Below are 17,844 nucleotides of genomic sequence, written 5' to 3'. Positions count from 1 at the left end.
GGGATCTGGTGCGGGTGGTTTCCGGTGCTACCGTCGCACCTGCCCATTGACCAGGTCCATCGAAATGTTTCGATCGTTCTGTTCAGTAATCGTGAACGGTTCGAGCGGGGTACGGGTTCGGACCTTGCCGGTACGGACCTTGCGGGTGCGGGCGGGCAGCTGGCCCACGAGCGTCGCCGCGAAGGCGATCGTCATCCCGGCCACCTGGACCGGGGAGAGCGCCTGCCCCAGCGCGGCCCAGCCGATGACGGCGGCGGTGAGCGGCGAGAGCGGGCCGAGCAGGGTCACGGAGGTCGCGGTGAGCCGGCCGATCCCGCGGAACCAGAGCCAGTACGCGATCCCCGTGTTGATCAGCATCATGTAGCCGTAGCCGAGGAAGGCCTTGCCGTCGAGGGCGGGCGGGGCCCCCTCGACCAGGGCCGCGACGGGCAGGAGCAACAGCCCGCCCGCGGTCAGCTGCCAGCCCGTCAGGGCCAGCGGGCCCACGCCCTCGGGGCGGCCCCAGCGCTTGGTCATGACGGTTCCGGCCGCCATCGAGGCGGCGGAGGCGATGCCGGCGAGTACGCCGACCAGGTCGAGCGCGGCCCCGGCCTTGAGCACGACCATGCTGACCCCGAGGGCCCCCACGATCGCGGCGAGCAGCGACTTCGTACCGGCCTTCTCGCCCAGCAGCAGCCCGGCGAGCCCGATGACCGCGAGCGGGCCGAGCGAGCCGAGGACGGCGGCGACCCCGCCCGGCAGCCGGTAGGCGGCGAGGAACAGCAGCGGGAAGAAGGCGCCGATGTTCAGGGCGCCCAGCACTAAGGACTTCCACCACCAGGCGCCCTTGGGCAGGATCCGGGCGACGGCTATGAGCATCAGCCCGGCGGGCAGGGCCCGCATCACCCCCGTGAACAGGGGCCGGTCGGGGGGCAGCAGCTCGGTGGCGACGGCGTAGGTGGAACCCCAGGAGATCGGGGCGAGGGCGGTCAGGGCGACGGTGGCGAGGCGCTTCATGGTGGTACTCCTCGAACGGGATAAGAGATCCGGGATGCGGGCTACGGGCTACGGGCGGCGCGGGTCAGGCGGCGACCGGCGCCGGGGCCGGGGCGGCGACGGGGACCGGGGGCTCGGCGTACACGGCCTCGTCCGGCAGGTGAGGCTCCAGCCGGACCAGGGCCGCGGCGGCGCCGACCGCGGCGACGGCGAGCACGGCCCACGGCAGTCGGCCGTCGACGCTCAGCAGCGCGGTGAAGAGGGAGGGCGCCAGCGCGCCGGCGAGGGAGTAGGACAGCTGGTAGGTGGCGAGGTAGCGGCCGCGCACCGCCTCGGGGGCGGCGGAGACCGACAGGGCGCCGCCGGAGGGGCTGTGGACCAGCTCGCCCACGGTGTAGACGACCACGATCGCCATGAGGGCGATCAGCAGGCCGGTCGAGCCGGGGCGCACGGTCCCGAGCACGATCTGACCGACGAAGGCGGCGGCGAAGAGCAGCGACCCGAGGGCGGCGGAGCGGGTCCGACGGGCGCCGGAGCGCCGCACCCGGCTCGCGATCAGGACGCCCGCCCCGGCGCACAGCACGGTGTTGAGGGTGAAGGCGGCGCCGGTGAGCGCGTCGGGGCCGCGCAGCCAGGTGGCGATGTACAGCGGGAAGAGGACCGAGAGGGCGGAGTAGCCGAGGGCGGTCAGGAAGTTGGCGGCGGCCAGGCCGAGGAAGGGGCGGTCGCGCAGCACCATCCGGTACCCGGCGGCCGGGCGCCCCGCCCCCTCGGCCCGCTCGGCCGTCGTGCCCGGGCCGCGCACCGGGCGGACCCGGCTGACGAGCAGTCCGGCCGCCGCGAAGGCGAGGGCGTTGGCCCAGGCGGTCCAGGAGAACCCGCCCGTGCCCCACAGGGCCAGCACGCCGGAGACGATCATCGCTCCGGCGCCCATCCCGGCGTTCTGCAGGGCCCGCAGGGACGCCTGGAGGCGGTCCCGGGCCCCGCCCCGCGCTACCTCGCCGATCAGCGACTGCTGGACGAGGGCGAAGGAGCGGTCGGCGAGGGCGGTGAACAGGGCGACGACCGCGAAGGCGGGCAGCGAGGTCGCGAAGGGGTAGGCGAGGAAGCCGAGCGTCCGGATCCCGTAGAGGACCAGGACGACGGGCTTGGCGCCGAACCGGTCGACGGCCGTGCCCGCGAGCGGCATCAGCGCCAGCCCCGCGAGGCCGGTGACGGTGAGCACCATGCCGACGGCGGCGAAGGAGAGCCCGGTGACGTGTCGGAAGAAGACCAGCGTGAACGGTATGTACATGCCGATCCCGACGGCGTTGATCCCCGCCGCCACGAGCAGCGCCCGCTCCCCCGCCACCCGCTCCACTGCCGCCCGTCGCTGCTTCGCCGACACGTCCGCTCCCCCAAGTAGGTTGTTAGGAAGTAGCTTACTCCTAAGCTACTTTCCGTCAAGCTACTTTCTTGCGATCTAGCGAGGGGACTCGGGATACTGCGACGCATGAGCGAAAAGGACGCGGTCGACGCGATAGCCGCCCAGTGGAACGCGGTCCGCCCGGATCTGGACGTGACCCCCATGGCCGTCTTCGGCCGGATCTACCGGATCAGCAAGGCGATGGGCGACGCCATGGACCGGACCTACGCCCGCTACGGCATCTCCCGCGGGGAGTTCGACGTGGTCGCCACCCTGCGCCGGTCCGGCGAGCCCTACACCCTCTCGCCGCGCCAGCTCTCGGCCACGCTCATGCTCACCACGGGCGGCATGACCGGGCGGCTGGACAAGCTGGAGAAGGCCGGGCTGCTGCGCCGCAGCCCCGATCCGCACGACCGGCGGGGGCTCCAGGTGACGGTGACCGAGCGCGGCCTCGCCCTCATCGACGAGGCGGTCACCGCGGGGTTGGAGGTCCAGCGCGCGGGCCTGGAGGGCCTGGACGAGGAGGAGGTCACCCTCCTCATCGCACTGCTGCGCAAACTGCACGGCAGCCTCTGAGGGCTCGGCGGCCCCGGAAGGCATGCGGCCTCCGAGGGCATGCCGAAAGGGCGCCGGAGGTCCACAGTGCCACCGGTACGTCACGCGTCATGCGTCACGTACCGGTCTGTGGACCTCCGGCGCCCCGGAAGCCACGTGGGATCCGCCCCCTCGGGGGCGGCCCTACGTCAGTCCTACTGGTCCTACTGTTCCTGCGTCTTGCGCGACTTGTCGCCGACCATCACGAGGCCCGCGATGACCAGGAACAGCACGATCGGCGCGGCCACGAACAGGCCGAGCGTCTCGGCAATGCTCAGGCCCTTGCCCGGGTCGTCACCGTCGTCGCGGGTCAGCGCGAGCGCGGGAGACGTCATCAGCAGCATCATCAGCGTCGTTCCGGCCGTGACAGCGCCGGCGCGCAGAGCGTTCTTCTTGTCCACGGTGCAAACGTAGCGAACACCTAAACAGCGCGCGCGCCCGGGGGTGCCGTACGGGGGTGCGCGCCCTCCCGCACCGCGCTCAACAGGGCGTTCGCCCGGGGCGAGGCGGCGATCCGCTCCAGCGTGAGCGGCCGTCCGCTCCCGTCGGCCACCGGCAGCCGCCAATTGGGGTACTGGTCCCAGGTCCCCGGCAGGTTCTGCGGCCGCCGGTCGCCCACCGCGTCCGGCAGCCACACACCGACCAACCGGGCCGGGGTGCGCAGCAGGAACCCGTACAGGGCCCGTACGGCGGCCTCCTCGCCCTTGGTGTCCAGACCGAGCCGGTCCAGCACCGCCAGCCACTCCTGCGTGTCCGCCGCGTCCTCGGCCCGTTCCAGTTCCGCCGGACGGGTCAGCAGGCCCAGCCGGTCGCGCAGTTCGACGTGAGCCCCCGCCAGTTTGGCGGCGGTGGGCGGCAGATCGTGGGTGGTGGCGGTGGCCAGGCAGTCCGCGCGCCAGTGCGCCGGGGGCAGCGGGGCACCGCCGCCCGCCCAGTCGCGCTCGAACCACAGCACCGAGGTGCCGAGCACACCGCGCCGGGCGAGAGCCTCGCGGACCCCCGGTTCCACGGTCCCGAGGTCCTCGCCGACGACCAGCGCCCCGGCCCGGTGGGCCTCCAGCACCAGGACCGCGAGCATGGCCTCGCCGTCGTACGAGACGTACGTACCCTCCGCGGGCGGGGTGTCCCGGGGGATCCACCAGAGCCGGAACAGGCCCATGACGTGGTCGATCCGCAGCGCCCCGGCATAGCGGAACACCCCGCGCAGCAGATCGCGCAGGGGCGCGTAGCCCGAGGCGGCGAGCCGGTCGGGGCGCCACGGCGGCAGCCCCCAGTCCTGCCCGCGCGCGTTGAACGCGTCGGGCGGGGCCCCGACGCAGGCACCGGTGGCGTACGTACCGGGCGCGGCCCGTACGTCGGCGCCCTCGGGGTGCACCCCGACCGCGAGGTCGTGGACGATGCCCACGGACATCCCCGCCTCCCGCGCCCCGCGCTGGGCGGCGGTGAGCTGCGCGTCGGTGAGCCAGGCCAGCCAACCGTGGAAGGCGAGCTCCGCGGGCCCGGCCGCGGCGTCCGCGGGCCAGGCCGCGGGGTCGCCCCCGTACCGCTCCGCCAGCGCGCACCACTCGGCGTGCCGGGCCAGCGCGGGCCCGCCCTCCGCGCGGAACCGCTCCAGGGCGGCTTCGCGGTCCGCCCCGCGCGGGACGGCGTACAACAGCTCCAGAGCGGCCCGCTTGAGGGCCCACACCGCGTCCCGGTCGATCAGGGCGTCCTTCTCCAGCACCAGGCGGCGCAGCCGCGCACCCCCCGCGGCCAGCTCGGCCAGGGCCACCCGGTCCGGGCAGGCGGCGTACTCGGGGAGGTCCTCGATCCGCAGGTGCACGGGGTCGGGGAAGCGGCGCGAGGAGGGGCGGTAGGGCGAGGGGTCGGTCGGCGTGCCGGGGACCGCCGCGTGCAGCGGGTTGACCTGGACGAAGCCGGCGCCGTGGGTGCGCGCGGCCCAGCGCGCGAGCTGCGCGAGGTCCCCGAGGTCGCCCATGCCCCAGGAGTCCTCGGACAGCAGCGAATAGAGCTGCACCAGCAGCCCGTGGGCGCGCTCCGGCGCGGCCGGCGCCCGGTCCGGGGCCACGATCAAGGTGGCCGCGCCGGTCCGCCCGTCGGGCCGGGTCACCGTGATCCGGTGCACCCCCAGCGGCAGCCCGGCGGCCGGGAGCGGCCCCTGCGGCCCGGTCTCCCAGACCAGCGGCTCCCCCGCGCTCCCCTCCGGCTCCTCCGGCGCCTCCGGTACCAGCCGGACCTCGGTGCCCGGCGGCAGCGCGGCGAGGGCGGCGGGGGGCTCGGCGCCCGTCCAGTGCACCAGCGTGACCGGCAGCAGCCGCCGCGCCTCCTCCCGCTCGGCGCGCGCGAGCGCGGCCCGTACCTCCTGCGGGGTCCCGGCGTCGACGCCCAGCAGCCCGAGCACGGCCACGACCGTCCGCTCCGGCACCCGGACCGTCACGCCCTCGGAGGGGTGGTAGGAGGTGGCGACCCCGTGGTGGGCGGCGAGCCGGGCCAGGTCCATGCGTATCCCTCGGCTAACCCGCAGCGGCGGCGGGGGTGGTCGGCTCGCTGGTCAGCGGAGCCTCGTCGGTGAGCGGCGGTTCGCTGGTGAGCGGCGCGTGTGCGGTGTCGGCGAGCGGGGACTCGCTGGTCAGCGGGCCGGAGGTGGCGCCCTCGGTGACGGAGAGCCGCCGCGGCAGGTGGGCGAGCAGGGGCACGACGGCCGTGGCGGAGGCCGGTCTGGAGCGGGCGGGGCGGGCGGGCTGGTGGGGGGTGCGGGCGTTCACGGCGGTACTCCTCGCATGGCTGACGACGCGCGGGCGGGACCCGTTACGGGGAACACCGCAGCCCTACCCATCCGGCCGTGCCGCATTCCCGGCGTTCCCGACCAGAACCCCCACCTCCGCCGGAACCCAAGCCTCCGCAACCCGACCTGGCAGGGCGTCCCCTTACAGGGAGGTCAGAAGCCAGCCTCAGCCCCACTCAGCCCCGCCGGCGATCGAGGCGCCCCCGGAGGGACAGTCGGCCGCGGCCGGCACCGCGCCCCGCCCCACAGCCACGGCACGGCGCACCGGAGCCCGGACGGGCGCGCAGCCCGCGCCGCACGCCCCAGACCGCCCCGGCGGGGTACCGCGGCACCGCCGACCGTCAGGACACCGCCGCGCCGATCCGGGCCGGGTCGGAGACGGCCACACCGATGCGGTCGAGCGCGTCGGCGGCCCCGTACGGCTGGAGGTAGGGCATCCAGCACGGGTCCCGGTGCCCGGTGCCGATGATCCGCCAGGCCAGCCCCGACGGCGGGGCGGGCTGGTGGCGCAGCCGCCAGCCCAGTTCCAGCAGGTGCCGGTCGGCCTTGACGTGGTTGCAGCGGCGGCACGCGGCGACGACGTTGTCCCAGGCGTGCTGGCCGCCCCGGCTGCGCGGGATGACGTGGTCGACGCTGGTGGCGACGGCCCCGCAGTACATGCAGCGCCCGCCGTCACGGGCGAAGAGCGCGCGCCGGGTGAGTGGAACGGGCCCCCGGTAGGGGACCCGCACAAATCGCTTGAGCCTGACCACGCTGGGCGCGGGGACGACCCTCGTCGAGCTGTGCAGGAAGGCGCCGGATTCCTCCAGGGAGATCGCTTTGTTCTCCAGGACGAGGACCAGCGCGCGGCGGAGCGGTACGACGCCGAGGGGCTCGTACGACGCATTGAGGACCAGGACGTGCGGCACGGACTGCCTCCTTGTACGCCGGCGGCGCGTGGCTCGCGCCGGGACGATCTGCCTTCCAGTCTCTCCTCACCGCTGGTCGGAGCGCCACCACGCGCCCGTAACGGGTCGGAGGTGTTTTCGCCCACATCGGCGGCACGTCGGCGGCACGTGGGCGGCACGTGGGTGAGAGGACGACGGCACATCGACGCCGTCCCGACGTGAGTCCCCTCTCTCCCCGGAACAGGACAACGGGGTCACGGGGATTGCCCCGTTAGTGTGGTTGGTCTGCCCGCGCATCCGCCCCGGACCCCGTCCGGGGGTGTCCTCGCCGGGCAGACCGCTACGCCTGGAGGTTCCTGCCGTGCCCTGGCCCGCCGCCCCGTATCCGCTGGCCGACGACGTACCCGTCGTGCCCCGCAACACCGAGGAAGCAACCCAGAGCGTCAACAACGCCGCCGGTTTCATCCAGGACAACTGGGCCGACTGGCTGTTCCTCGGCCTGAAGATCCTGCTGATCATCGTGATAGCGGCGGCGCTGCGCTCGGTGGTGCGCAAGTCGCTGACCAAGCTCATAGGCCGGATGAACCGCGGTGCGGAGGCCGTAGAGGGCACGGCCCTGGGCGGGCTGCTGGTCAACGCCGAGCGCCGGCGCCAGCGCTCCGAGGCGATCGGGTCGGTGCTGCGCTCGGTGGCGTCCTTCCTGATCCTGGGCACGGCCGGGCTGATGGTGCTCGGCGCCCTCGACATCAACCTCGGCCCGCTGCTGGCGAGCGCCGGTGTGGCCGGTGTGGCGATCGGTTTCGGCGCCCGGAACCTGGTGACGGACTTCCTGTCCGGCGTGTTCATGATCCTTGAGGACCAGTACGGCGTCGGGGACAAGATCGACGCGGGCGTGGCCTCCGGCGAGGTCGTCGAGGTGGGCCTGCGGGTCACCAAGCTGCGCGGGGACAACGGCGAGATCTGGTACGTCCGCAACGGCGAGATCAAGCGCATCGGCAACCTCAGCCAGGGCTGGTCGACGGCGGGCGTGGACGTCCAGGTCAAGCCGTCCGAGAACATGGGCCGGATCCGCGAGGCGATCCGGGGGGTCGCCGAGTCCATGGCGAAGGAGACGCCGTGGGACGAGCGGCTCTGGGGCCCGGTGGAGGTGCTGGGGCTGGACGAGGTGCTCCTCGCGTCGATGACCGTCAAGGTCTCCGCGAAGACCATGCCCGGCCAGCAGTTCTCGGTGGAGCGCGAGCTGCGCTGGCGGATCAAGGAGGCCTTCGACGACGCGGGCATCGGGATCGTCGGTGGATTGCCCGCCGCGGCGGACGAGGAGGACGCCGCGGACCCGTCGGCCGCCGTCGCCGCGCCGTCCGCGCTGGCGAACCCGGCCTCGCCGCAGTCGATGGCCACCAGCCCCATCCCGCCCCCCATCGGACCGGGAATGCCCCGCATCACCAAGTAGGCGGACGGTCCGCGCAGCTCGCGCGGCCTCCCCACCGCTGCCCCCGCAGATCGTTCCCCGCGGGGGCAGCGTCGTTGTCGCACCGCCATTGACATGGGCCGACAGCTGATAGGAAACTTACCTAACAGTTCACACCTGCGTCAGGGAGAGAACACCCCATGGCCAGCACCACCCCCGGAACACCCAGTCTGCTGCGCGCGATGAACGACCGCGCCGCACTGGACCTGCTGCTGGCCCACGGCCCCCTGTCGCGGACCCGGATCGGCCGGCTCACCGGTCTCTCCAAGCCCACCGCCTCCCAGTTGCTGGCCCGGCTGGAAGCCCGGGGGCTGGTCGTGGCCACCGGCACCGCCACCGGACGCCCCGGACCCAACGCCCAGCTGTACGCGATCAACGCGCGAGCGGCCTACGCCGCCGGGCTCGACGTCACCCCGGGCCGCATCGTCGCCGCCGTCGCCGACCTCACCGGTGAGGTCGTGGGCAGCTGCGAGCTGCCCAACCCGGGCCCGGGCACCCCCGTGGTGGACCAGGTCACCCAGGCGCTCGGCGACGCCGTCAAGGCCGCCGGGCTCCAGCGCGGCGACGTCCACCGCCTGGTCATCGCCTCCCCCGGCTCCTTCGACCCGCGCACGGGGGTCCTGCGCTACGCCGACCACCTGCCCGGCTGGCACTCCCCCACCCTCCTGGAGGAGCTGGCGGCGGCGCTGCCCATGCCCGTCGAGTACGAGAACGACGTGAACCTCGCCGCCATCGCCGAGCAGCGACTGGGCGCGGCCCGCGGCCACGAGGACTTCGTCCTGCTGTGGAACGAGGAGGGCCTCGGCGCCGCCCTGGTGATCGCCGGACGGCTGCACCGCGGCTGGACCGGCGGCGCGGGCGAGGTCGGCTTCCTGCCGGTGCCCGGACGGCCGCTGGTGCGCCACGTGACCCGGGAGAACTCCGGGGGCTACCAGGAGCTGGCCGGCGTGGAGGTACTGCCCGCACTGGCCGCCGGGCTGGGCCTGGAGATGCCGTGGGCGGAGCCGCCCGCGCCGGGCACTCCGGGGCACGCCGCCGAGGTGGCCAGCGCGGTGGCACTGCTGGAGCGGGCCGCCGCCGAGCCCACGGGGGCGCACCTGCACCTGCTGGAGGCGTACGCCACGGCGCTCGCCACCGGTCTCGCCTCGCTGGTCTCCGTACTGGACCCGGAGATCGTGGTGCTCTCCGGCGCCGTGACCACCGCGGGCGGGGACCTGCTGCGCGAACTGATCGAGACCGAGCTCGCCGACCTCGCCCCGTCCCGGCCCCGGCTGGTCACCGGCGAGGTGCGCACGCGGCCCGTGCTGCGCGGCGCGCTGGAGAGCGCGCTCGCCGCCACCCGCGACGAAGTGTTCGACACCTCCCGCTGATCCACCCGCCCCACCGCGCCCCGCCGCGCCCCCGCAGACCAACGGCTCCACCCGCCCCACCTGCCGCACCGCCAGCTCCACCCGCACCGCCTGCACTGCCTGCACCTCCCGCACCTCCCGCACCTCCCGCACCTCCCGCACCTCCGCTTCTCCCGCTGGACCCCGACCGGACGTTCCCCGCGTAGAGAGAGACACCGCCATGCCCGGACGCACCCGCCGCCTCACCACCCTCGCGGCCGCACTCGCCGCGATATCCGCCCTCGCCACCGGGTGTACGGGGCAGAGCGGCGCCGCCGCCTCCGACGACCCGAACAAGGAGGTCACCCTCAACTTCTGGCACGGCTGGGTGGAGCCCCGTGAGGTCAAGGCGATCCAGGACAGCATCGACCGCTTCGAGAAGGCGCACCCGAACATCAAGGTCAAGGTCATCGGCAACATGACCGACGAGAAGGTCAACCAGGCGCTGCGGGCGGGCGGTACCAAGGCCCCGGACGTGGTGTCCTCCTTCAGCACCGACAGCGTCGGCAAGTTCTGCGCCTCCGGAGCCTTCGCCGACCTGACCCCCTTCCTCGCCAAGTCGGGCATCGACAAGACCAAGGTCTTCCCCAAGACCCTGCTGGACTACACCCAGTTCAAGGGCAACCAGTGCACGCTGCCGTTGCTGAACGACGCCTACGGCCTCGTCTACAACAAGACCGCCTTCACGGCCGCCGGGATCAACGAACCGCCGAAGACCTGGAGCGAGTTCGTCAAGGACGCGAAGCTGCTCACCAAGGAGCGCGGGGACAGCTACGAGCAGCTCGGCCTGATGCCCACCTTCCACGGCTACGAGACCACCCCGATGCGGCTCGCCGCGCAGTGGGGCCCGACGTACTTCGACGCCGAGGGGAAGTCGAACCTGGCCAAGGACCCGGCCTTCGCCAAGATGCTGACCGCGCAGAAGGACCTGGTCGCCACGTTGGGCGGCTACGAGAAGCTGGAGAAGTTCCGCACCACGTTCGGTGACGAATGGGGCGCCGAACACCCCTTCAACAAGGGGCTGGTCGCCATGCAGATCGACGGCGAGTGGCGGGCCGAGATGGCGAAGAACGCCGGGGTCGGCTTCGAGATCGCCACCGCGCCGCTGCCCGTGCCGGACGACCAGAAGGACGACTACGGCAAGGGCTACCTGTCCGGCACGATCATGGGCATCGCCTCCGGCAGCGCGAAGCAGAACGCGGCCTGGGAACTGGTGAAGTACATGACCACCGACACCGACGCGGTGGTGGCCTTCGCCAACGACATCCACAACGTCCCCTCCACGCTGGCCGCGATGGATTCGCCGAAGCTCCAGGTGTCCCCGCAGTTCAAGACCTTCATCGACATCGCCAAGCACCCGAAGTCCAACACCACACCGGCCCAGCCCGACGGCGGCACCTACCAGCTGACCTTCGCCGACTTCGCGTACGGGGTCGAGAAGGGTGCGGTCGGCGACCTCCAGGCCGGGCTCGCCAAGACCGCCCAGCAGATCGACACGGACATCGCGAAGGCCAAGTAGCCCACGATGAACCACACCCTGAGCGCGAAGCGGCGCAGGTCCGCCCTGCGGACCACGGCCTTCATGTCCCCGTGGCTGATCGGCTTCGCCGTCTTCTTCGCCTACCCGCTGCTGTCCACCCTGTACTTCTCCTTCACGAGGTACGACGGCTTCCGTCCGCCGGTCCTCAACGGGCTGGACAACTGGTCGTACGTCTTCTCCGACTCCCCGCTCTTCTGGCCCGCGATGCGCAACACCCTGTGGCTGGTCGTGGTCATGGTGAGCTGCCGGGTGCTCTTCGGGCTCGGCGTCGGTCTGCTCATCACGAAGATCAAGACGGGGGCCGGGGTCTTCCGCACCCTCTTCTACCTGCCCTACCTGGCCCCGCCGGTCGCCGCGACCCTCGGTTTCGTCTTCCTGCTCAACCCCGGTACCGGGCCGGTCAACACCTGGCTGGAGGCGCTCGGACTGCCCGCGCCGGGCTGGTTCACCGACCCCGCCTGGTCCAAGCCCGCGCTGACCGCGCTGGCGCTGTGGGGGATCGGCGACCTGATGGTCATCTTCATGGCCGCGCTCCTCGACGTACCGAAGGAGCAGTACGAGGCCGCGGAGCTGGACGGGGCCGGGCCCTGGGCGCGGTTCCGGCACATCACCCTGCCGAACATCTCCCCGATCATCCTGTTCGCCGTGGTCACCGGGATCATCCAGGCCATGCAGTACTACACGCAGCCGCTGGTCGCCGGGAAGGTGGCGGCCGGCGTGATCGGCGGCTCCGGCCAGCAGTTCGAGCCGGGCTACCCGGACAAGTCCACGCTGACGCTGCCCCAGCTCATCTACAACGTCGGCTTCCAACGATCCGACTACGGCACCGCCTGCGTGCTCGCGCTCGTCCTCTTCGCCCTCTCCATGGCCTTCACCGCGCTCCTGATGCGGCGCCGTGGCGGACTGATCGGAACCGGTGACTGAGATGGCCGTGACCACCGGCACGACCGTGCCCCCGAAGACGGCCCCGCCCGCCGCGCCGACCGGCCCGGCGGCGGTCCGCCACCGCCGCAAGGAGGTGCTGCACTGGGTCGCCGTGCACTCCCTCGGCGTCGCCGCCGCCCTCTTCTTCATCCTCCCCTTCGTCTTCCTCTTCCTCACCTCGCTGATGAGCGACCAGCAGGCGCTGACCCGCGACCTGTGGCCCCGTACCTGGGAGTGGGGCAACTACGCGAAGGTGTGGCACACCCCCGGGTTCCTCCTGTGGTGGCGCAACACCCTGCTGTACGCGGGGCTCGGAACGCTGCTGACCGTGGTGTCCTCGGTGCCCGTCGCCTACGCCCTCGCCAAATTCCGCTTCCGCGGCCGGCGGCTCTCGCTGCTGCTGGTGATCTCGATGATGATGCTGCCGCCGCAGGTGGTGGTCATCCCGATGTACCTCTTCTGGGCCAAGCAGCTCGACCTGTCCGGGACGCTGTGGCCGCTGATCATCCCGATGGCCTTCGGGGACGCCTTCTCCATCTTCCTGCTCCGCCAGTTCCTGCTGACCATCCCGGACGAGTACCTGGACGCGGCGCGGGTCGACGGCTGCGGGGAGCTGCGGACGCTGCTGCGGGTCGTCCTGCCCATGGCCAAGCCCGGCATCGCCGCCGTCGCGCTGTTCCAGTTCTTCGCCGCGTGGAACGACTACTTCGGCCCGCAGATCTACGCCTCCGACAACCCGGCCGCCTGGACCCTCAGTTACGGACTGGAGTCCTTCAAGGGCGCGCACCACACCAACTGGAACCTGACCATGGCCGCGACCGTGCTGGTCATGGCCCCGGTGATCGTCCTCTTCTTCTTCGCCCAGAAGGCGTTCGTCGAAGGCGTCACCCTGACCGGAGTGAAAGGCTAGGAAACATGAAACTCGCAGTAGTGGGTGGCGGTTCCACTTACACCCCCGAACTGATCGACGGGTTCGCCCGGTTGCGCGACACCCTGCCGATCAGCGAGCTGGTGCTGATCGACCCCGCGGCCGACCGACTGGAGCTCGTCGGCGGGCTGGCGCGGCGGATCTTCGCCCGCCAGGGCCACCCGGGGACGATCACCACGACCTCCGACCTGGACGCCGGGGTCGCGGACGCCGACGCCGTCCTGCTCCAGCTGCGCGTGGGCGGACAGGCGGCCCGGCAGCAGGACGAGACCTGGCCGCTGGAGTGCGGCTGCGTGGGCCAGGAGACCACCGGCGCGGGCGGGCTCGCCAAGGCGCTGCGCACGGTTCCGGTCGTCCTCGACATCGCCGAGCGGGTCCGGCGCACCAACCCGAACGCCTGGATCATCGACTTCACCAACCCCGTCGGGATCGTCACCCGCGCCCTGCTCCGGGCCGGGCACAAGGCGGTCGGCCTGTGCAACGTCGCGATCACCCTCCAGCGGCAGTTCGCCTCGCTGCTCGACGTGCCCCCCGGTGAGCTGCACCTGGACCACGTCGGCCTGAACCACCTCACCTGGGAGCTCGGGGTGCGCCGCGGCGGCCCCGACGGGGAGGACCTGCTGCCGCGGCTGCTCGCGGAGCACGGGGACGCGGTCGCCGCCGACCTGCGGCTGCCGCGGGCGGTCCTGGACCGGCTCGGCGTCGTGCCCTCGTACTACCTGAAGTACTTCTACACGCACGACGAGGTGGTCCGGGAGCTGGGCGAGAAGCCTTCGCGGGCCGCCGAGGTGGCCGCGATGGAGCGGGAACTGCTGGCGATGTACGGCGATCCCGCGCTCGACGAGAAGCCGGCGCTGCTGGCCCAGCGGGGCGGCGCCTTCTACTCGGAGGCCGCGGTGGACCTGGCGGCGGCGCTGCTGGGCGACGGCGGCAGCCCCGTACAGGTGGTCAACACGCTGAACAACGGCACCCTGCCGTTCCTCGCGGACGACGCCGTCATCGAGGTGCAGGCGCGGGTGGACCGCTCCGGCCCGGTGCCGCTGGCCGTGCCCCGGCTGGACCCGCTCTACGCGGGGCTGATCGCGCACGTCACGGCGTACGAGGACCTCGCGCTGGACGCCGCGCTGCGCGGCGGTCGCGAGCGCGTGGCCAAGGCGCTGCTCGCGCACCCGCTGGTCGGGCAGTTCGACCTGGCCGAGGGACTGACCGACCGGCTCCTCGCGCACAACAAGGAGCACCTGGCATGGGCGTGAGGGGCACCGTGCTGCTGGCCGTCGACGCGGGCAACAGCAAAACGGACCTCGCCCTCGTCGACGCGGACGGGTCGGTGCTCGTCACCGCGCGCGGGCCCGGCTTCCGCCCGCAGGCGGTCGGCGTCGCGGCGGCCTTCGACGCGATCGCCCCGGCCCTGGAGGAGGCCCGGGCGAAGGCCCGGGCCCTCGGCCTGCCGGTGGGGTCGGCCCACTTGGGGGACCCCGACTCCGGTTCCGGTTCTGGTTCCGGTTCTGGTTCCGGTTCTGGTTCCGTGGACGGGATCGCCCACGTGTCGGCCTGTCTGGCGGGCGCGGACCTCCCGGTCGAGGAGGAGGCGCTGACCGAGGGCCTGCGGGCCCGGGGGTGGGGGCGGACCGTCGAGGTCCGCAACGACACCTTCGCCATCCTGCGGGCCGGTCTGGTGGGCAGCGGGCCGCCGCTGGGGGTCGCCGTGGTCTGCGGCGCCGGGATCAACTGCGTGGGCATGCGCCCCGACGGGCGCACCGCCCGCTTCCCGGCACTGGGCCAGCTCTCCGGCGACTGGGGCGGCGGGGGCGGCCTCGCCGCCGAGGCGATGTGGTGGGCGGCCCGGGCCGAGGACGGGCGGGGCGGTCCGACCGCGCTGGCCGCGGCCCTGCCCGAGCACTTCGGGCTGGCGTCGATGACCCAGCTGATCGAGTCCCTGCACCTGGGCGCGATCGCCCCGGAGCGCACGCACGAGCTGGTCCCGGTGCTCTTCGCGGTGGCCGGGGCCGGTGACCCGGTGGCGCGCGCGCTGGTGGAGCGGCAGGCGGACGAGGTCGTGGCGCTGGCCGCGGTGGCGCTGGAGCGGCTCGACCTGCTGGAGGAGGAGGCGCCCGTACTGCTGGGCGGCAGCGTCCTGGCGGCCGGGCACGCCCGGCTCAACGACCGGGTCGGGGCGGGGCTCGCCGAACGGGCCCCGCTGGCCCGGGTGTCGGTGGTGACCGCGCCGCCGGTGCTGGGCGCGGGGCTGCTGGGGCTGGACGCGATCGGTGCGCCGGCTGCCGCGTACGGAAAACTCCGTGCCCATTTCGGGTGAACCCGCCCCGAGCCGGGTCATCTCTGGAACTGTGGCGGCCGTAGGAACGTATTGACGGTGAAGGGGTGCCGGGGGGCACATCACTTCAAGATCCAGCACCAGGTGCTGTGCTGAGCCGTCAGTACGGCCATACTGCTCCCGAGCAGTCCACGACCGAGGGGGAGGTCACGGTGGCCATCACATCGCGCGCACCCGCGTCCGCGCCCACGACCACGCCCGGCCCCGTCGGGCCCGCCGGCGGCGGCGGCCCGGCGCTGCCGGGGCGGCGCAGCGCGTGGGCGGAGGGCGTGGAGCGGCTGCGGGACGCGGCGACCACCGAGCCCGGGCGGCTGCGGATCATCGGGGCGGCCCTGGCCGCGCTGGTGCTCCTCTTCGGCGTGGTGACGGTCTGGGAGATCTCCGACCGGTCGGGCGCCGCCGACGACGTGGTCGGCCGCAGCCAGCCGCTCAGCGCGGACGCGGCGAGCATCTACCGCTCGCTGGCCGATGCGGACACGGCGAGCTCCAGCGGGTTCCTCGCCGGCGGTCAGGAGCCGCGCGAGGTCCGCGAGCGCTACGAGAAGGACATCGCGAACGCCTCGCGGCTGCTGGTCAACGCGGCGGCGAACACCGGCGGCGACGAGGAGTCCCGCAAGGAGATCGCGCTGCTCGGCGAGCAGCTGCCCCGCTACACCGGCCTCATAGAGCAGGCCCGGGCCACCAACCGGCAGGGGCTGCCGCTCGGCGGGGCCTACCTGCGCTACGCCAACGAGCAGATGAGCACCCAGCTGCTGCCCGCCGCGCAGCGGCTCTACCGGGCGGAGACGGACCGGCTCTACCAGGACTACGACGAAGCCCGCGCGTTCCCCGTGGGCTCCTTCGGTACGGGCCTGCTCGCCATCGGGGCCCTGGTCTGGGCCCAGCGGCGCAACTACCGGCGCACCCACCGCGTCTTCAACCACGGGCTGCTGGCGGCGACCGCCGCTTCCACGGTGGTGCTCCTGTGGCTGGCCGTGGGGCACACGGTGGCCCGGACCGAGCTGAGCGAGGCCCGCTCGGGCGGTCAGGAGTCGCTGAAGGTGCTCAATGACGCCCGGATCTCCTCGCTCCAGGCGCGGGCCAATGAGAACCTGACGCTGATCGCGCGGGGCGCCGTCCTCGCCGACGACAAGAAGTCCGACAAGTACGACGTCGACTTCACCAAGAACATGAAGGACCTCGACGCGGGCCTCGCCAAGGCCGCGGAGCTCGCCGACGACACGAGCGGCCGGACGCCCGTCGCCCACGCCGTCGAGGGCGTGACGCAGTGGAAGCAGCGGCACGCGGCCGCCCGGGAGACCGACAACAAGGGCGACTACGACCTCGCGCTGCCCCAGGTCATCGGGGGCAAGGACAGCAGCGGGGCGTCCTTCGACACGGTGGACGCCTCCTTGGAGCAGGCCGTCGCGCACGAACAGCAGGAGTTCACCCGGGCCGCCCGCGCCGGACTCGGCGCCCTGGGCGGTCTGGTCACGGGCGGGGCGGCGCTGGCGGTCCTCGGAGCGGCGGCCGCGCTGCTCGGCATCGGGCGCAGGCTTTCGGAGTACAGGTGATGCGGATGCGAGGGCTGCGGGTGGAGCGAGGCGACGGCGGCGGGCAGGTCCCGCGGCGGCTGCGCGGCTGGGGCGGGGTGAGCGCGATGGCCGCCGCCTGCGCGGTGACGGCGGCCGCCGTCCTGCTGCCGCTGGCCCAGGCCGCCCCGGAGTCGGGGCGCGGCGGCGCGGTCCACCAGGGCGTCGCCGCGCCCGCGGTGGCGCCGGCCGCCCCCGCCGTGGACGAGACCTGCCAGGACCCGGAGGCCAGCCTGCGGCCGGCGGGGGTGGACGGAGCGGCCATCGCCCGGATCAAGGCGGCGGGCAAGCTCGTCGCCGGCGTCGACCAGAACAGCTTCCGCTGGGGCTACCGCAATCCGGTCGACGGCAAGCTCGACGGCTTCGACATCGCCCTGGTGAAGGCGATAGCGAAGGACATCCTGGGCGACGAGAACGCGGTCATATACCGGGCGATCCCGACCAGCCAGCGCATACCCGCGCTGGTGGAGGGCCGGGTCGACATCGTCGTACGGACCATGACGATCAACTGCGCCCGGCTCAAGGACGTCGCCTTCTCCACGGCGTACTTCGAAGCGGGCCAGCAGGTGCTGGCCCCCAAGGGCTCGCCCATCACGGGCTACGACGGCTCCCTCAAGGGCCGCAAGATCTGCACGGCGGCCGGTTCCATCGCCGAGAGCAAGCTCAAGGAGAACGGTTTCGGCTCGGTGTCGGTCACGGTCCCCAACCAGCTGGACTGCCTGGTCCGGCTCCAGCTGGGCGAGGTCGACGGCATCATCACGGACAACGCGCTCGCGGCCGGCCAAGCCGCGCAGGACCCGACGATCAAGCTGGTCGGATCGCCCTTCACCAAGGAGTTCTACGGCGTCGCGATGAACAAGGACGCCTCGGATCTGGTGCGCCGGATCAACAAGGTGCTGGACAACTACCGGGCGGGCGGTGACGGCAGCCAGTGGATCAAGGCCTACCGCACCCACCTGGAATCCGTGCTGCCCGGCATCCCCGGCCCGCCGACTCCCAAGTACCGGGACGGCTGAGCGCCGTGGCGGGAACAGAAGGAGCCGGGCC

General features: G+C 73.0%; 16 protein-coding genes. 10 read left to right on the top strand and 6 right to left on the bottom strand.

The window, feature by feature from the left end; all coding sequences use genetic code 11:
- Positions 1-27 precede the first annotated feature (27 nt).
- The gene (locus tag ACIQWR_RS05795; protein ID WP_404005364.1) at positions 28-996 is read right to left on the bottom strand and encodes an EamA family transporter; all 969 of its coding nucleotides are present in this window, start codon (positions 994-996) and stop codon (positions 28-30) included.
- Positions 997-1,060: 64 nt separating this feature from the next.
- Positions 1,061-2,362 carry an MFS transporter gene (locus ACIQWR_RS05790; RefSeq protein ID WP_404005363.1) on the bottom strand — a complete coding sequence of 434 codons (1,302 nt, stop codon included), beginning with the start codon at positions 2,360-2,362 and terminating at the stop codon, positions 1,061-1,063.
- A 105-nt stretch (positions 2,363-2,467) separates the two neighbouring features.
- Here ACIQWR_RS05790 and ACIQWR_RS05785 point away from each other — a divergent pair, with 105 nt between their 5' ends.
- The gene (locus ACIQWR_RS05785) at positions 2,468-2,956 is read left to right on the top strand and encodes a MarR family winged helix-turn-helix transcriptional regulator (RefSeq protein WP_404005362.1); all 489 of its coding nucleotides are present in this window, start codon (positions 2,468-2,470) and stop codon (positions 2,954-2,956) included.
- Between the two features lie 182 nt (positions 2,957-3,138).
- On the opposite strand, the gene ACIQWR_RS05780 is transcribed toward ACIQWR_RS05785, so the two are convergent.
- From ACIQWR_RS05780 to ACIQWR_RS05765, 4 genes are all read right to left on the bottom strand, one after another.
- Entirely contained in the window at positions 3,139-3,375 is a 237-nt protein-coding gene (locus tag ACIQWR_RS05780; RefSeq protein ID WP_399267495.1) for a hypothetical protein, read from the bottom strand.
- Between the two features lie 20 nt (positions 3,376-3,395).
- Positions 3,396-5,474, bottom strand: coding sequence for a 4-alpha-glucanotransferase (locus ACIQWR_RS05775; RefSeq protein WP_404005361.1), 2,079 nt, complete (start codon positions 5,472-5,474; stop codon positions 3,396-3,398).
- 13 nt (positions 5,475-5,487) lie between these two features.
- Positions 5,488-5,739 (bottom strand): hypothetical protein, encoded by a 252-nt coding sequence (locus ACIQWR_RS05770; RefSeq protein ID WP_404005360.1) that lies wholly within the window; start codon positions 5,737-5,739, stop codon positions 5,488-5,490.
- A gap of 361 nt (positions 5,740-6,100) precedes the next feature.
- Positions 6,101-6,667: an HNH endonuclease gene (locus tag ACIQWR_RS05765; protein ID WP_404005359.1), complete on the bottom strand. Its 567-nt coding sequence runs from the start codon at positions 6,665-6,667 to the stop codon at positions 6,101-6,103.
- A gap of 367 nt (positions 6,668-7,034) precedes the next feature.
- On the opposite strand from ACIQWR_RS05765, the gene ACIQWR_RS05760 reads away from it, so the two are divergent.
- From ACIQWR_RS05760 to ACIQWR_RS05720, 9 genes are all read left to right on the top strand, one after another.
- The gene (locus tag ACIQWR_RS05760) at positions 7,035-8,096 is read left to right on the top strand and encodes a mechanosensitive ion channel family protein (RefSeq protein WP_404005771.1); all 1,062 of its coding nucleotides are present in this window, start codon (positions 7,035-7,037) and stop codon (positions 8,094-8,096) included.
- Between the two features lie 158 nt (positions 8,097-8,254).
- Positions 8,255-9,484: an ROK family transcriptional regulator gene (locus tag ACIQWR_RS05755; protein ID WP_404005358.1), complete on the top strand. Its 1,230-nt coding sequence runs from the start codon at positions 8,255-8,257 to the stop codon at positions 9,482-9,484.
- 199 nt (positions 9,485-9,683) lie between these two features.
- Positions 9,684-11,021 carry an ABC transporter substrate-binding protein gene (locus ACIQWR_RS05750; RefSeq protein WP_404005356.1) on the top strand — a complete coding sequence of 446 codons (1,338 nt, stop codon included), beginning with the start codon at positions 9,684-9,686 and terminating at the stop codon, positions 11,019-11,021.
- 6 nt (positions 11,022-11,027) lie between these two features.
- Positions 11,028-11,966, top strand: coding sequence for a carbohydrate ABC transporter permease (locus tag ACIQWR_RS05745; protein WP_404005355.1), 939 nt, complete (start codon positions 11,028-11,030; stop codon positions 11,964-11,966).
- A gap of 1 nt (position 11,967) precedes the next feature.
- The gene (locus ACIQWR_RS05740; RefSeq protein WP_404005353.1) at positions 11,968-12,876 is read left to right on the top strand and encodes a carbohydrate ABC transporter permease; all 909 of its coding nucleotides are present in this window, start codon (positions 11,968-11,970) and stop codon (positions 12,874-12,876) included.
- Between the two features lie 5 nt (positions 12,877-12,881).
- Positions 12,882-14,147: a 6-phospho-beta-glucosidase gene (locus tag ACIQWR_RS05735; RefSeq protein WP_404005352.1), complete on the top strand. Its 1,266-nt coding sequence runs from the start codon at positions 12,882-12,884 to the stop codon at positions 14,145-14,147.
- The gene (locus tag ACIQWR_RS05730; protein ID WP_404005350.1) at positions 14,138-15,208 is read left to right on the top strand and encodes an N-acetylglucosamine kinase; all 1,071 of its coding nucleotides are present in this window, start codon (positions 14,138-14,140) and stop codon (positions 15,206-15,208) included. Before ACIQWR_RS05735 ends, ACIQWR_RS05730 begins: the two co-directional genes overlap by 10 nt.
- Positions 15,209-15,378: 170 nt before the next feature.
- The gene (locus ACIQWR_RS05725) at positions 15,379-16,779 is read left to right on the top strand and encodes a hypothetical protein (protein WP_404005349.1); all 1,401 of its coding nucleotides are present in this window, start codon (positions 15,379-15,381) and stop codon (positions 16,777-16,779) included.
- Positions 16,779-17,813, top strand: coding sequence for a glutamate ABC transporter substrate-binding protein (locus ACIQWR_RS05720; protein WP_404005347.1), 1,035 nt, complete (start codon positions 16,779-16,781; stop codon positions 17,811-17,813). Before ACIQWR_RS05725 ends, ACIQWR_RS05720 begins: the two co-directional genes overlap by 1 nt.
- The last annotated feature ends 31 nt before the right edge of the window (positions 17,814-17,844 follow it).

The organism is Streptomyces sp. NPDC098789 (assembly GCF_044759975.1).
Lineage (GTDB): Bacteria > Actinomycetota > Actinomycetes > Streptomycetales > Streptomycetaceae > Streptomyces.
The sequence above is the reverse complement of the archived record's forward strand: the minus strand, read 5'-3'. Positions and strand labels throughout refer to the sequence as shown.